The sequence below is a fragment of the Rhodococcus sp. WMMA185 genome, assembly GCF_001767395.1.
GTDB lineage: Bacteria > Actinomycetota > Actinomycetes > Mycobacteriales > Mycobacteriaceae > Rhodococcus_F.
Window position 1 is genome coordinate 499156 of the sequence record NZ_CP017014.1, and the last position, 13083, is coordinate 512238.

General features: G+C 64.3%; 12 protein-coding genes. 6 read left to right on the forward strand and 6 right to left on the reverse strand.

The features are described from left to right. The first annotated feature begins 37 nt into the window (after window positions 1–37). Together BFN03_RS02070 and BFN03_RS02075 are read left to right on the forward strand one after the other, a co-directional pair. On the forward strand, window positions 38–1165 hold the full coding sequence (locus BFN03_RS02070) for a class I SAM-dependent methyltransferase (protein WP_442971897.1): 1128 nt from the start codon (window positions 38–40) through the stop codon (window positions 1163–1165). Window positions 1166–1330: 165 nt separating this feature from the next. Further along, on the forward strand, window positions 1331–2185 hold the full coding sequence (locus tag BFN03_RS02075) for a Bax inhibitor-1/YccA family protein (RefSeq protein WP_198163354.1): 855 nt from the start codon (window positions 1331–1333) through the stop codon (window positions 2183–2185). Window positions 2186–2249: 64 nt separating this feature from the next. On the opposite strand, the gene BFN03_RS02080 is transcribed toward BFN03_RS02075, so the two are convergent. Both BFN03_RS02080 and BFN03_RS02085 read right to left on the reverse strand, forming a co-directional pair. Continuing rightward, window positions 2250–3467, reverse strand: a complete 1218-nt coding sequence (locus BFN03_RS02080; protein WP_070377613.1) for an acetyl-CoA C-acetyltransferase — start codon at window positions 3465–3467, stop codon at window positions 2250–2252. 189 nt (window positions 3468–3656) lie between these two features. Then, a complete protein-coding gene (locus tag BFN03_RS02085; RefSeq protein ID WP_084385726.1) occupies window positions 3657–4541 on the reverse strand; it encodes an SGNH/GDSL hydrolase family protein in 885 nt (294 codons plus the stop codon). 134 nt (window positions 4542–4675) lie between these two features. Here BFN03_RS02085 and BFN03_RS02090 point away from each other — a divergent pair, with 134 nt between their 5' ends. Continuing rightward, window positions 4676–6061 carry a cystathionine beta-synthase gene (locus BFN03_RS02090; protein WP_070377614.1) on the forward strand — a complete coding sequence of 462 codons (1386 nt, stop codon included), beginning with the start codon at window positions 4676–4678 and terminating at the stop codon, window positions 6059–6061. A gap of 76 nt (window positions 6062–6137) precedes the next feature. Here the strand turns inward: BFN03_RS02090 and BFN03_RS02095 are convergent, their stop codons facing one another. The 3 genes from BFN03_RS02095 to BFN03_RS02105 form a co-directional block, all read right to left on the reverse strand. Then, window positions 6138–7361, reverse strand: coding sequence for a Dyp-type peroxidase (locus BFN03_RS02095; protein WP_070377615.1), 1224 nt, complete (start codon window positions 7359–7361; stop codon window positions 6138–6140). Continuing rightward, on the reverse strand, window positions 7354–7902 hold the full coding sequence (locus tag BFN03_RS02100) for a copper chaperone PCu(A)C (RefSeq protein WP_070377616.1): 549 nt from the start codon (window positions 7900–7902) through the stop codon (window positions 7354–7356). The genes BFN03_RS02095 and BFN03_RS02100 overlap by 8 nt, the downstream gene beginning before the upstream one ends. Before the next feature lie 125 nt (window positions 7903–8027). After that, window positions 8028–8558 (reverse strand): hypothetical protein, encoded by a 531-nt coding sequence (locus BFN03_RS02105; protein ID WP_198163356.1) that lies wholly within the window; start codon window positions 8556–8558, stop codon window positions 8028–8030. Between the two features lie 181 nt (window positions 8559–8739). Between BFN03_RS02105 and BFN03_RS02110 the strand changes: the two genes are divergently transcribed. From BFN03_RS02110 to BFN03_RS02120, 3 genes are all read left to right on the forward strand, one after another. Beyond that, window positions 8740–9912, forward strand: a complete 1173-nt coding sequence (locus tag BFN03_RS02110) for a cystathionine gamma-synthase (RefSeq protein WP_070380537.1) — start codon at window positions 8740–8742, stop codon at window positions 9910–9912. Window positions 9913–9942: 30 nt separating this feature from the next. After that, window positions 9943–11175 (forward strand): threonine ammonia-lyase, encoded by a 1233-nt coding sequence (gene ilvA / locus BFN03_RS02115; protein ID WP_070377617.1) that lies wholly within the window; start codon window positions 9943–9945, stop codon window positions 11173–11175. A gap of 219 nt (window positions 11176–11394) precedes the next feature. Next, complete coding sequence (locus BFN03_RS02120) at window positions 11395–12321, forward strand: endonuclease/exonuclease/phosphatase family protein (RefSeq protein ID WP_198163358.1); 927 nt, start codon at window positions 11395–11397, stop codon at window positions 12319–12321. A 119-nt stretch (window positions 12322–12440) separates the two neighbouring features. Here the strand turns inward: BFN03_RS02120 and BFN03_RS02125 are convergent, their stop codons facing one another. Then, a complete protein-coding gene (locus BFN03_RS02125) occupies window positions 12441–12950 on the reverse strand; it encodes a GNAT family N-acetyltransferase (protein ID WP_198163360.1) in 510 nt (169 codons plus the stop codon). Window positions 12951–13083 lie beyond the last annotated feature (133 nt).

Sequence of the window (13083 nt, forward strand, 5' to 3'; positions counted from 1 at the left end):
CAAGCCCGAGGAGAGTTGGACGGTGACCGATGCCGGCATGCTCGACCGCGATGCCCTGTTCTCCCGACTGCGCCGCAGCCCCGATATCGAGGCTCCCAACCTGGTGGCGGTCGACGCCACCGACCGACTGATCCTGGACGAATCGGCCCGAGAGCTGTCGCAGGCGCGGCCCGGCACGATTGTGGTTATCGGCGACCGCTACGGCGCCCTCACCATCGGGGCTGCGGCGACACACGGTTCCACCGGCATTCGGGTGCACCAGGATCCGCTGACCGGGGAGTTGGCGCTTGCCGGCAACGCCCAGACGGTCGGATTGGCCGACCGCTACCGGTCCTGCACGCTCGGTGAGGAGCTACTGACCGGCGCGACCGTGGTGCTGATGCAGTTGCCACGAAGCCTGAGCGAGCTCACCGAAATCGCCGAGGCCATCGCCCGCTATGCAGATCCGTCCGTCGTGGTGTACGCGGGCGGACGAGACAAGCACATTTCGCGCACCATGAACGACGCGCTCGGGCGCTCCTTTGCCGAGGTTCGGGCAACCCTCGGCAGGCAGAAGTCCAGGGTGCTGATCGCAACTGGCCCCCTGGAAGTCACGGCTCCGACCTACCCGGTCACCGAGCACATCGCCGAAATCGGGCTCGATGTGATCTCGTATGGTGCCGCATTCGCCGGGTCGAAGCTGGACATCGGTACCCGATACCTCCTCGAATTCTTGCCGCGCGTGAATCCGAGGGCGCGCACGGCCGTCGACCTCGGCTGCGGCACCGGCATCCTCGCCGTGACCCTTGCTCGATGCCTTCCCGAGATTTCGGTGATCGCTACCGATCAATCGGCAGCAGCGGTTGCGTCGGCGGACGCCACCGCGCGTGCCAATGGGTTCGGCGATCGGGTGAGCACCCTGCGTGACGACGCCATGTCCTCACTCGAGACCGACAGTCAGGACCTCATCCTGTGTAATCCGCCGTTCCACGTCGGTGCGGCCGTCCACACCGGAGCCGCATCGAAGATGTTCGCCGAGGCGGGGCGGGTTCTCCGCCCCGGAGGTGAGATGTGGACCGTCTACAACTCGCATCTCGGGTATAGAGGAATGTTGCGCCGACTCGTCGGTCCTACCGACGTCGTCGGCAGGATCCCGAAGTTCACCGTGACCAAATCTGTGGTCTGACCGCCCGGATTGCCGCGGTGTCGCTTGGCGTGGGGGACCCAGGCCCCGGTAGAGTCCGGTTTGTCTCACCCGTAGCGACGGTTGGGAACTCGCGGCGGGGTGCCGGACGTTAAGACCTATTAGAGATCGGATCCACCCGGCGAGCCATGAGAAGGGATGTACACGGTGCGCACCACCAGTAACCCGGTGTTCCGTAATCTGCCCAAACAACAGGGCAGTGGCGGATACGCCTCGTTCGGATCTGCGACGGCCGGTTCCGCGCAGGTCACTCAGCAGTTCGGCCAGCCACAGTACACCCAGGCCGAGCCCTATCGCACAGGTCCCGACTATCGGTCGATGACCATCGACGACGTCGTCACCAAGACGGGAATCACACTCGGTGTGCTCTCGGTCGCGGCGATCATCTCGTTCTTCCTGGTGAGCAACGACATCAGCCTCGCGGCCCCCTTCGTCATCGGTGGCGGTCTGATCGGGCTGGTGCTGGTTCTCGTGGCGACGTTCGGGCGCAAGATGGACAACCCGGCGATCGTTCTCGCCTATGCGGCAGCTGAGGGCGTGTTCCTCGGCGCGCTGTCGTTCATGTTCACCAATGTCGAGTTCGGTGGTGCCGGCGGAAATGCCCTCATCGGACAGGCCGTGCTCGGCACCTTCGGCGTCTTCTTCGGAATGCTCGTCGTCTACAAGACCGGGGCAATCCGCGTTACTCCGCGGCTTACCCGAATGATCATCGGTGCCCTCATCGGTGTCGTCGTCCTGGCTTTGGGCAACCTGGTCGCCAGCTTCTTCACCGACGGTGGGTTCGGCCTCCGCGACGGCGGACCGATCGCCATCATCTTCAGCCTCGTCTGCATCGGTATCGCCGCGTTCAGCTTCCTTCTGGACTTCGACGCCGCCGATCAGTTGATCCGCGCTCAGGCGCCGGAGAAGGCAGCCTGGGGAGTGTCCTTCGGCCTCACCATCACTCTGGTGTGGCTGTACATCGAAATCCTCCGCCTGCTGAGCTACTTCAACAGCGACTAGCAACGTCAATGAGAAGACCCCCGAGAGCAGCTCTCGGGGGTCTTCTCATTTGAGGGTCGAAGGCCTAGCTCAGGCGCTCGAGGACCATCGCCATACCCTGTCCACCGCCGACACACATGGTCTCGACGCCGAATGTCTTGTCGTGCTCTTGCAGGTTGTTGATCAGGGTGTTGGTGATGCGGGCACCGGTCATGCCGAACGGGTGCCCGAGGGCGATTGCGCCGCCCGAGACGTTCAGCTTCTCCTCGTCGATCTTCAGCTCTCGTGCAGAACCGAGAACCTGGACCGCGAATGCCTCGTTGATCTCGAAAAGGTCGATGTCCGAGATGCTCTTGCCGGCAATGGCGAGAGCCTTCTTGACCGCCTCGATCGGGCCGAGACCCATGATCTCCGGGGAAAGGCCGGACACGCCGGTGGACACGATGCGAGCGAGGGGCGTGAGACCGAGTTCCTTCGCCTTCGTGTCGGACATGATGACCAGGGCGGCTGCACCGTCGTTGAGGGGGCAGGCGTTACCGGCGGTGACGGTGCCGTCGGGCCGGAACACCGGCTTCAGCTGGCTGACGGCCTCATACGTGGTGCCCGGGCGCGGGCCGTCGTCGGTGGAAACGACGGTGCCGTCGGGGAGGGTGACCGGTGTGATCTCGCGCTCGAAGAAGCCGTTCTTGATGGCATCCTCCGCGCGATTCTGTGAGCGAACGCCCCAGCGATCCTGATCCTCCCGGGTGATACCGGTGGCCGACGCCACGTTCTCGGCGGTCTGGCCCATGGCGATGTATACGTCGGGGAGTTGGCCGTCTTCCCGCGGGTCCTTCCAGGGGACACCACCCTCGGCGAGTTTCTCGGTCCGAGCCACCGCATCCGCGAAGAGGGGATTCTGGGTGTTCGGCAGGCCGTCGGCGTTACCGGTGACGAAACTCGATACCGACTCGACGCCACCCGAGATGAAGACGTCGCCCTCGCCGGCCTTGATGGCGTGCAGTGCCATACGGGTGGTCTGCAGCGAGGAGGAACAGTAGCGGTTGACGGTGACCCCGGGCAGGAAGTCGTAGCCCAACTGGACCGCGACGACACGAGCGATGTTGAAGCCCGACTGTCCAGCGGGCTGGCCGCAGCCCAGGAGGAGGTCGTCGATCTCGGTCGGGTCCAGTTCGGGGACCTTGGCCAGCGCGGCGGACACCATCTGTGCGGTCAGATCGTCGGGCCGGATGGTCTTGAGCGACCCCTTCATGGCGCGGCCGATCGGTGAACGTACTGCTGAGACGATTACTGCCTCGGGCATGGAAAACTCCTTTGTCGTCTGGGGTCTGCACTGTGCTGCGACCTCCAGTTCTCATGGCCTCCCCGACAACATACGTTGCCGGGTGGCGTCGGTGACATCGCCGTCTCACTTAACGACCCAGCTCGATCCGATATGCATGAAAAGCGTTGAGCGGCTGTATTTATTCCGCGACAGTCACCCAGCGACAGCTCATGAGGCTTCGTCGGCCTCCGGCATCTCGGTTGGATCGGAACGAGGTTCGAAGTCGCGGAGATCGAGGGCCTCCTCGAGAACCGGCACAATCTGGATCGCCACGAGCTCGTACCCCGCCGCCGAGGGATGAAAGCGGTCAGGGGAGAACATGCGGTCGGGTTCGGCGCGGAACTCGGGACCGAGCAGATCGGCCAGCGCTACCGGATGTCCGCCTGCGGCATGGGTCGCGGACGCCTGCGCGCGGGCCAGTCGCAACGACCAGGTCGACGCGACGGTGCGCAGGGGTTGCGGAATTGCGGTGACCACTCCCAGGTCGGGGCACGTGCCCACGACGACGGCGCAGCCGCGGTCGCGAAGCCGCTCGACCGCCGCACCGAGCCTGCGCGCCGATGCCCTGATCGAGTTCTTCGACGTCACGTCGTTGACGCCGATGAGGATCACCGCAGCGTCTGGAGGTGGCCCGGCCACAAACATCGCATCTACCTGCCCGCTCAGGCCGCGGGAGGTGGCTCCTCCGATCGCCTTGGTGCTGAGACGGACCCGCCTTCCTGTCTCGTCGGCCAGCCGTCGAGCGATCTGCACGCCCGGCACCTCCTGCGCCGACAGGCAACCGACGCCCGCCGCCGAAGAGTCTCCGAAAATCATCAGGTGAACGTCGTATGGCTGGTTCCGCCGCCACCGCTGAGGCAGCCCTCCGCCCGGAACGTAGACGCCGTCGGCTTCCGGGGGTTTCGCAACGTTGCGCCCTATGACGTTTCTGGCCGTGGTGGCCTGCGACATCAGGTACGAGTGGGCCGCCCACGTGAATGTGCCTGCACCCACACCTGCGACGACTGCCGTGGCACCGGCCTGGGCGCCGGTCTGCCAGATGCTCTTCGGCAATGGTCTCACCCCTCCGCTATTGTGCTCACCTCACGGGTTGCAGCGGACCTATGTCTGTACCAATTTAGTCGGATCGCAGCGCCCGCGCCGGACGTCTGTGAGCATGCGATCATCGCGTCTGGAAACATGGAGCCATGCGCATCGCGGAACACGTCGTCGATCTGATCGGTAACACCCCTCTCGTCAAGCTCACTTCCGTCACCGGTGAGAACTACGGGACCGTTGCGGCCAAGATCGAGTACCTCAACCCGGGTGGCAGCTCGAAGGACCGCATCGCGGTCAAGATGATCGACGCCGCGGAGGCGTCGGGTGAGCTGAAGCCGGGTGGGACCATCGTCGAGCCCACGTCAGGCAACACGGGAATCGGCCTGGCGCTGGTCGCGCAGAAGCGCGGGTACAAGTGCGTGTTCGTCTGCCCCGACAAGGTCAGCGAAGACAAGCGGAACGTTCTCAGGGCCTATGGCGCAGAGGTCGTGGTGTGCCCGACCGCCGTTGCTCCCGATCACCCCGACAGCTACTACAGCGTTTCGGACAGGCTCGCCCGTGAGCTACCGGGCGGCTGGAAGCCGAACCAATATTCCAACCCCGGCGGTCCCGAGAGCCATTACGAGACCACCGGCCCCGAGATCTGGGCCGATACCGACGGGAAGATCACCCACTTCGTGGCCGGTGTGGGCACGGGCGGAACCATCACCGGTACCGGGCGCTACCTCAAAGAGGTGTCTGGCGGCAAGGTGAAGGTCATCGGAGCCGATCCCGAGGGATCGGTCTACTCCGGCGGAACCGGCCGCCCATACCTCGTGGAAGGTGTCGGCGAGGACTTCTGGCCCAGCGCCTACGACCCGTCCGTCCCCGACGAGATCATCGCCGTCTCCGACGCCGACTCGTTCGAGATGACCCGCCGGCTCGCGCGTGAGGAAGGCCTACTGGTCGGGGGTTCCTGCGGTATGGCCGTAGTTGCCGCACTCGAGGTGGCCCGGCGTGAGGGTCCCGACGCGGTGATCGTGGTCCTTCTTCCCGACGGCGGACGTGGCTACCTGTCGAAGATCTTCAACGACGAGTGGATGGCGTCCTACGGCTTTCTCCGCACCCCACTCGACGGCAGGGCCGACGAGAAGACCGTCGGCGACGTGCTGCGCGGCAAGTCGGGGGAGCTGCCTGATCTCGTCCACACGCATCCGTCAGAGACCTTGCGCGACGCGATCGAGATCCTCCGCGAGTACGGAGTGTCACAGATGCCGGTCGTCGGGGCCGAGCCACCGGTCATGGCTGGCGAGGTCGCGGGCAGTGTCACCGAGCGTGACCTGCTCAGCGCGGTATTCGAAGGGCGTGCGCAACTCGCCGATTCGGTGGAGAAGCACATGAGTAAGCCGTTCCCGCTCATTGGTGCGGGGGAGCCGGTTTCGTCAGCCACCAAGGCGCTCGGAGACACCGACGCGCTGATGGTCGTCGACGACGGTAAGCCCGTCGGTGTCATCACCCGGCACGACCTGCTCGGCTTCCTCAGCGCGGGTTCCTGACACGACCCTTGCGGGGATTTCCTGACACGGCCCGTGTCGGGAGTGAAGACGACGACAGGCCGTTCCGGGTGATCGGTCAGGCGCGGCCGCCGAGCAACGTCTGTCCGAGATATTGGCCCGGCCCGGTACCGGGCGGGATGGCGTAGACGGCGGAGCCGATCGGCGTGGTCCACTCGTTGAGGGCGTCGACCTCGGCGAGCCGTTCTTGGACCGGCAGGAATTGGGTGTCGATGTCTCGCTGATAGGACGCGAAGATCAACCCGGAGTTCGATACCTGTCCGGGCTCCGGTGGGTCGTCGTAGTTGTATGCGCGGCGGTGGAACCTTTCCCCTTCGTGAGTGTGGCGAGCGCGAGCGATATGCGAGTTCGGCGGGATCACCGGGATGCCGTACCGGTCGGTGGCGGCGAAATCGGGCTCGTCGTGTTCCTCGGCGCCGGTCAGTGGGGCCCCGGTGTCGAGGGTGCGGCCCACGGTCAATTCCCTTCCGTGGCGGTCGATTTCCTCCCAGGTATCGAGTTCCATGCGGATTCGGCGCAGCACCAGGGAAGTGCCGCCGGCAAGCCACGGGTACCTGCTGCCGTCGTCCCAGACGAGACGGTCGAACTCGTCGGTGCCCGGGTTGGTGGTGCCGTCCACCTGCCCCATGAGGTTGCGCATCGTCGTGCCGTCCGGGCGGCTGCGACGGGCGTGCTGGAAGCCCCGTTGCGACCAGCGCACCGTGACAAGAGAGCGGACGTTCTTGACCAGTACCCGGACCGCGTGCGCGACCGCGACCGGGTCGTCGGCGCAGACCTGGAGGAGCAGATCGGTTTGGCCCCATGCGCCCTCGTCGAGGCGATCGATCGAGAAGGCCGGTAGCGGCCGCAGCCACGCCGGCTGTTGGTCGATCGTGTTCGTGGCGGCGAACACCCCGGGGCCGAGGCCGACCGTAACGGTCAGTCGGGCCGGGATGGCGGCGAGCTCCGGTTCGGTGTCCGCCAACGCAGGTTCACCGCGGGTCAGGCGGGCTGCATCCTGGGTCCATACCTTCAGCAGCCCGGACACGGCGGATCGATCCGCGCCGTCACGCAGATCCATTCCAACGAACTGGGCGTTCGCCTGCGCTGCGGTCGCGATCCCACCCTGGTGGGGTCCGTGGAACGGCTCCGTCAGCCCACCGTGCTCAGCAGGCTGTGCGCTGAGGCGATCGACGGCTTCGTGTGCCCCCCAGCCGGCTCCCGCGGCCCCGAGCACGGCGGCACCTGCAAACAGGTTCCGCCGGCTCAGCACGCCGGAGGGCGGGGTGGTGCGCTCAGGCACCGTGACCTGGCATCGAAGCGGGGGCGGCCCCGTGGCCGCCGCTGGGGTCGTAGCTCTCCTGGTTTCCGGAGAAATCCCGGACCTGTGCGTCGAAGCTGGTGGCCGATCCGTCCTCGAAGGTAAGGGTGAAGGTGGTGGTCGTGCCCGGGGTCAGCGGAGCTTTCAGGTCGAACAGCATCAGGTGGTCGCCGCCCGGGACGAGGGCGTGAGTGCTGTTCGCCGCGATGACGATGCCGTCGTGTTTGTGCCGCATCGTCGTGGCACCGTCGGCACCGGTCGTGACTTCGTGCAGTTCGGCTCGAGCGGAGGAGGGACTGGACACGGATACGATCCGCACGTCCCGGTCCGCGGCGTTGGTCAGTTGCGCGAACGCGGAGCTCGTCCCGGATTCAGCGGCCTTGACCCACTGTTCGGATACGGTCACCGCATCAGCGGCTGTGCCGGAGGACGAATCGTCAGCGCCCGATGAGCATCCGGCCAGCAGGAGGCCGATGCACACGCCGCCGGCAGCGGCGAGGCGTCGAATAGTGAACATGGACATGTGTTCTCCAAAGTTGTCTAAGTGTGCGCGAGGCACGTGAGTTCATCGGTGCTGACCTGCCTTCGATGCAGATGGCACGCGATCACGCCGTGAAACCCGGGAAGGGGTGGCGTCGAGGTTTCGAACTACACGAATGCCGGCGGGCCGCGGGTGCCGGCGGCTGCGCTGACCAGCAGCCACAGCGACAGCTTCGCCCGGTAGACCGGGGTCGCGGACCACGTGCCTGTATCGACCCGTAGCGGGGTAGGCACTGTGAGAAGGATCCGGCTCATCGCCGCTAGAGCCCGTAGACAGGCGCGCTCGGCACCGCGGACTAGAGCCGCAGAGATGGCGATCGCAGTTGCGTGGGCGGCCATCATCGGGAACGACAGTCCGAAGCCATGCGCGTGGTCGCCCGTCAACCCGAGTGTGGCGTGTCCCATCAGCTGACCCGCGGCGAGCGAGGCGACCAGGAACAGCCAATCCCGGTCGCGCACCGCGACGGAGGACACGGCCGCACCCATGGCGGCGCACACGGCGAGCAGAAGGACTACAGCGGATTCGCTCGGCGGCATCCCGCCTCCGGCGATGCCGTGGGCGGCGATACTGACCGCCCCGGAAAATGACCCCACGGCGGCGCCACGCACCCGCGCAAGCACCTCGCCCCGTGAATCCACGCCGTGAGAATACAGTTGCTCGTACCGCTTCAGACCCCCGGACGGACGGTGTGTGAGCGAGGTGACGCCTGGCCGCGGCATCAGTCCCGTCCGTCGTTTGCCGGAATCCCCTGCTGCCCGCGATCTGCTGCTCGCGATCGCCGAATATCTGGGCACGATGTTCACCACTAGGGTGGAGGCCATGAGTGAGCAGCGCAGCAAAGCGGACAACATCACCTGGCAGGGGTTCTCCACCAAAGCGGTGCACGCGGGATTCGAGCCCGACCCGCAGACCGGTGCCGTCAACGTCCCGATCTACGCGAGTTCGACGTTCGCGCAAGATGGTGTTGGAGGCATGAGGAACGGGTACGAATATGCCCGCACCGGTAACCCCACACGCCGCCCCCTCGAAGCGAACCTGGCAGCTCTCGAGTCCGGCTCGTACGGTCGCGCCTTCGGCTCGGGTATGGCTGCCACCGACTGCTTGCTGCGTGCCGTGCTCCGACCGGGCGATCACCTCGTCATCCCGAACGATGCGTACGGCGGAACGTTCCGGCTGATCGACAAGGTCTTCACGCAGTGGGGGATCGAGTACACGCCCGCCGCAGTCTCCGACGTGGATGCCGTCCGCGGGGCCATGCGCCCCAACACCAAGCTCGTGTGGATCGAGACACCCACCAACCCGCTCCTCAACATCGGTGACATCGAGGCGCTCGCCGATGTCGCGCACGCTGCCGACGCGAAGCTCGTCGTCGACAACACGTTCGCCTCCCCCTATCTGCAGCAGCCCCTGCAGCTCGGTGCGGACGTCGCGCTGCACTCGACCACCAAGTACATCGGCGGACACTCCGACGTCGTCGGCGGCGCGCTCGTCACGGATGACGAAGAACTGGATACGGCCTTCGCGTTCCTGCAGAACGGTGCGGGCGCCGTCCCCGGACCCTTCGACGCGTTTCTCACGCTCCGCGGGATCAAGACACTCTCGTTGCGAATGGAGCGGCACAGTGACAACGCCGAGAAGGTCGTGGAGCTTCTCAGTGGACATCCTGCGGTGTCCCAAGTGATCTACCCCGGACTCGAATCGCACCCCGGCCACAAGGTGGCGGACAAGCAGATGCGCCGATTCGGCGGCATGATCTCTGTTCGCCTCGTCGGCGGCAAGCAGGCGGCCCTCGACTTCTGCTCGCGCACCGAGATTTTCACGCTGGCAGAATCGCTCGGCGGTGTGGAGTCGCTGATCGAGCATCCGGGTGCCATGACCCACGCCTCGACTGCGGGTTCCCTACTCGAGGTTCCGGACGACTTGGTGCGCTTGTCCGTCGGGATCGAGGACGCGTCCGACCTCGTCGACGACATCGAGCAGGCGCTGAAGTAGGCGGAATCCCAACCAGGCGGCGGGTTCCCTATGCTGGCCAGCGTGGAACCCGTCACACTGGATCAGATCAAGGCGGCTCGGCAGCTGCTGGGCCCCGTCATCCGCCGAACACCGGTGATCGCGTCAGGGGCGCTTTCGGAGCAATGTGGCACCGAGGTGACGCTGAAGTGTGAAAATCTCCAGCGCACAGGATCTTTCAAGCCGCGAGGCGCGTACAACCGGATAGCGAACCTGTCGACGGCCGAGCGATCCGGCGGGGTCGTCGCGGCAAGTGCGGGAAACCACGCTCAGGGTGTGGCGTGGGCGGCCACGGAGCTGGGCATCGAGTCCACAGTGTTCATGCCCAACGGCGCGCCACTGCCCAAGTTGGCCGCCACCAGGGCATACGGCGCGAGGGTCGAACTCGCCGGGAATACGATCGACGATGCACTCGTTGCCGCGCGCGCGTTCGCGGAGAAGACGGGCGCCGTCCTGATCCATCCCTTCGACCATGCCGACATCGTCGCGGGCCAGGGCACCGTCGGACTCGAGATCCTCGATCAGCAACCGGATGTGGGCACCATCGTGGTTCCGACCGGAGGAGGTGGGCTGGTCGCGGGTATCGCGGCAGCGGTGAAAGCCACCCGACCCGACGTCCGCATCGTCGGTGTCCAAGCGGAGCAGGCCGCCGCGTGGCCGCGTTCGCTGGCCGCGGGCCGACCGGTTCCGCTGGAGAGCATGTCGACCATGGCCGACGGCATCGCGGTGGGCAGACCGGGCGACGTGCCGTTCGCCCACGTCGAAACACAAGTCGATGCAATCGTCACCGTGAGCGAGGACGCCCTGTCCAGCGCGCTGCTGCTGTGCCTCGAGCGTGCGAAGCTCATCGTCGAACCGGCAGGTGCGGCGGCGGTGGCCGCGCTGACCAGTTGTTCAGCCGAGGATCTCGGACTGACCGGCAAGGTGTGCGCCGTGCTCTCCGGCGGCAACATCGATCCTCTCCTTCTCACCCATGTGGTCAATCACGGGCTCAGGGCGGCGGGACGCTATCTCGGTGTGCACGTGACCATTCCGGATCGGCCGGGAGGGCTGGTCGGGCTCCTCGGGGTGGTCAGCGACAACGGCGCGAGTGTGGTGGATGTTGTCCACTCACGTACGCGAGGCACACTCGCACTCGACGAGGTGGAGGTGTTTCTGACCGTCGAGACCCGCGGTCCGGCGCACCGACAGGATCTCCTCGACGCTTTCGATGCCTCCGGATACTCGGTTCGACTGCAGAACTAACACAGTCACGAGGTGTATCGCGATGCCGTGACCCGCTCAGATACACCGCCGGCGGGCCCCGACGCTCCCACTAGGCGTCCGTTGACACACCGGACTGGCCTGGATACAGAAAATCAGTATTGGAGATAGATAGACTCGGTGCGGAAACGCGCGGTGCGTGTTCGCACTGCACACCGTGCGCAACTGCCGATGCTATCCGTGGGCTCACCAGAAGTCTGTATGGAGACGTCCGGAGTACTTCTCGACCGCTCGTCCTACTTCGAAGAACAGAGTTCTGAAAATGGGGGCAACATGCGTATACGAATCATCGCTGTAGTGTCGTCATTAACCGTTCTTGTGCCCCTGTCGACGGCGCATGCCGATGTCCATACGATAAAGCGGCATCCGGAGGGAATGGTAAAGACGAGTCATACCCCCCTCGAGATTTTGACTTTTAACGTATTGGCGACCAGAGCGACATGGGACGACAGGCGGGCGGGGATCGTCGATAAAATCAAAGAAACCGATCCCGATATCGCGGGTCTACAAGAGGCTTTCGAGTCCATCAGGTCTGATATTGAGTACGATCTTCAGGACGACTACACGATGGTCTCCTTTGATGCTGGAATGCACGACAATCCGATCATATTCAGGACTGATCGGTTCGATGTCACCGATAGTGGGTATGTTGATGGCGCATTTTGCGGTTTCATGAGAACGGTCAACTGGGTTCGACTGTACGACAACAGGAACAGGGAAGACATCTACTTCTACAACAACCATATGTGTACCGATGTGGGTGAAAGAGAACTTCATTCTGTTGCTTTGGTCGAACTGATGGATAGTCATCAAAGAAGAACTAGCGCACCGGCAAAAGCTATCGCCGTTGGCGATTTGAATTCGCACAGGAGAAGTCCTAATGCTCGATACTTGTTGGACGGTTCTCCGTTATTCGGAGAGGTAAGTCCATTGGATCTGGACGATACATGGGAGGCGGTCTACCCTCGTGTAGCAAAACCGCCGACTTCCGACAGAGATGTGAGCATTGACTACATCCTTACGCCAGACTCCATGAATGTACTGGACGCGTCAGTCGGCGATCACGCCGGATTCTCTGACCATCATCCAGTGACTGCAACAATTGGTAGCGGCGACGATATCGAATAGGGGAACGAGCCCAGCCTCGACGCCGCAGCAGGGCTCGAGCGATTAGGACCCTTTCACTCGCGGCAGTCTCGGACGTTGTCAGGTCCGCGACACGCCAATTACGTTGGTGCAGTTGGGTTTCAGTTCGGAGTCAGATCTTTGAAGTATCGGGCGACCGGCCAACGCTCGAATCCAGCCGACTCGTACGTGGCTCGTGAAGGCGCGTGACCGGGATCGTCTCCCGTCTCGACCATGATCATCGCCATCCCAGCCCTTCTTACGAGATCGAAAGCGTGCTCCATCAGCGCGGTTCCGATACCACGACGTTGTTGCTCCGGGTCGACCGCGAGGACATATATCTCACCCATGCAGTCCTCGGGATGCAGGCGCACACTGACCCAACCGAGGGGCACGCCGTTCTCCATTGCGACGTGCACCGTGTCGGCGTCGCGGTCGAGGACTCTCGTCAAGTCTTCGATCTGCCGCACTTCCCAGCCTTGCGGATAGAAGGCAGCAAAGACGAAGGGTGGAACGGACCGCGAGAGTTCGGCGAAGACGGGCCGCCAGGCCCGAATCGACAAGTCGAGAATCGAGTCACGCATGGATCTGTCGTACTGGCCGATCTCCAACGGTTCCCCCTTCGCGATCATTGAGCAGATGTACAGATCACCTGTATGAGTACGGGAATCTACGGGGTCGGCACAAGCGAATAACTTGATCGCGCGACATCCCCTCCATCGTCGACCATCTGTTGCAGGGTTTTCGCGCGACAAAAGTAGTTAG

Excerpts from the sequence above, each read along its gene's own strand:
- BFN03_RS02070 (WP_442971897.1), top strand. The coding sequence starts at position 38 with ATGCTCGACCGCGATGCCCTGTTCTCCCGACTGCGCCGCAGCCCCGAT.
- BFN03_RS02080 (WP_070377613.1), bottom strand. The coding sequence starts at position 3,467 with ATGCCCGAGGCAGTAATCGTCTCAGCAGTACGTTCACCGATCGGCCGC.
- BFN03_RS02090 (WP_070377614.1), top strand. The coding sequence starts at position 4,676 with ATGCGCATCGCGGAACACGTCGTCGATCTGATCGGTAACACCCCTCTC.
- BFN03_RS02100 (WP_070377616.1), bottom strand. The coding sequence starts at position 7,902 with ATGTCCATGTTCACTATTCGACGCCTCGCCGCTGCCGGCGGCGTGTGC.
- BFN03_RS02110 (WP_070380537.1), top strand. The coding sequence starts at position 8,740 with ATGAGTGAGCAGCGCAGCAAAGCGGACAACATCACCTGGCAGGGGTTC.
- ilvA (WP_070377617.1), top strand. The coding sequence starts at position 9,943 with ATGCTGGCCAGCGTGGAACCCGTCACACTGGATCAGATCAAGGCGGCT.
- BFN03_RS02120 (WP_198163358.1), top strand. The coding sequence starts at position 11,395 with ATGGAGACGTCCGGAGTACTTCTCGACCGCTCGTCCTACTTCGAAGAA.
- BFN03_RS02125 (WP_198163360.1), bottom strand. The coding sequence starts at position 12,950 with ATGATCGCGAAGGGGGAACCGTTGGAGATCGGCCAGTACGACAGATCC.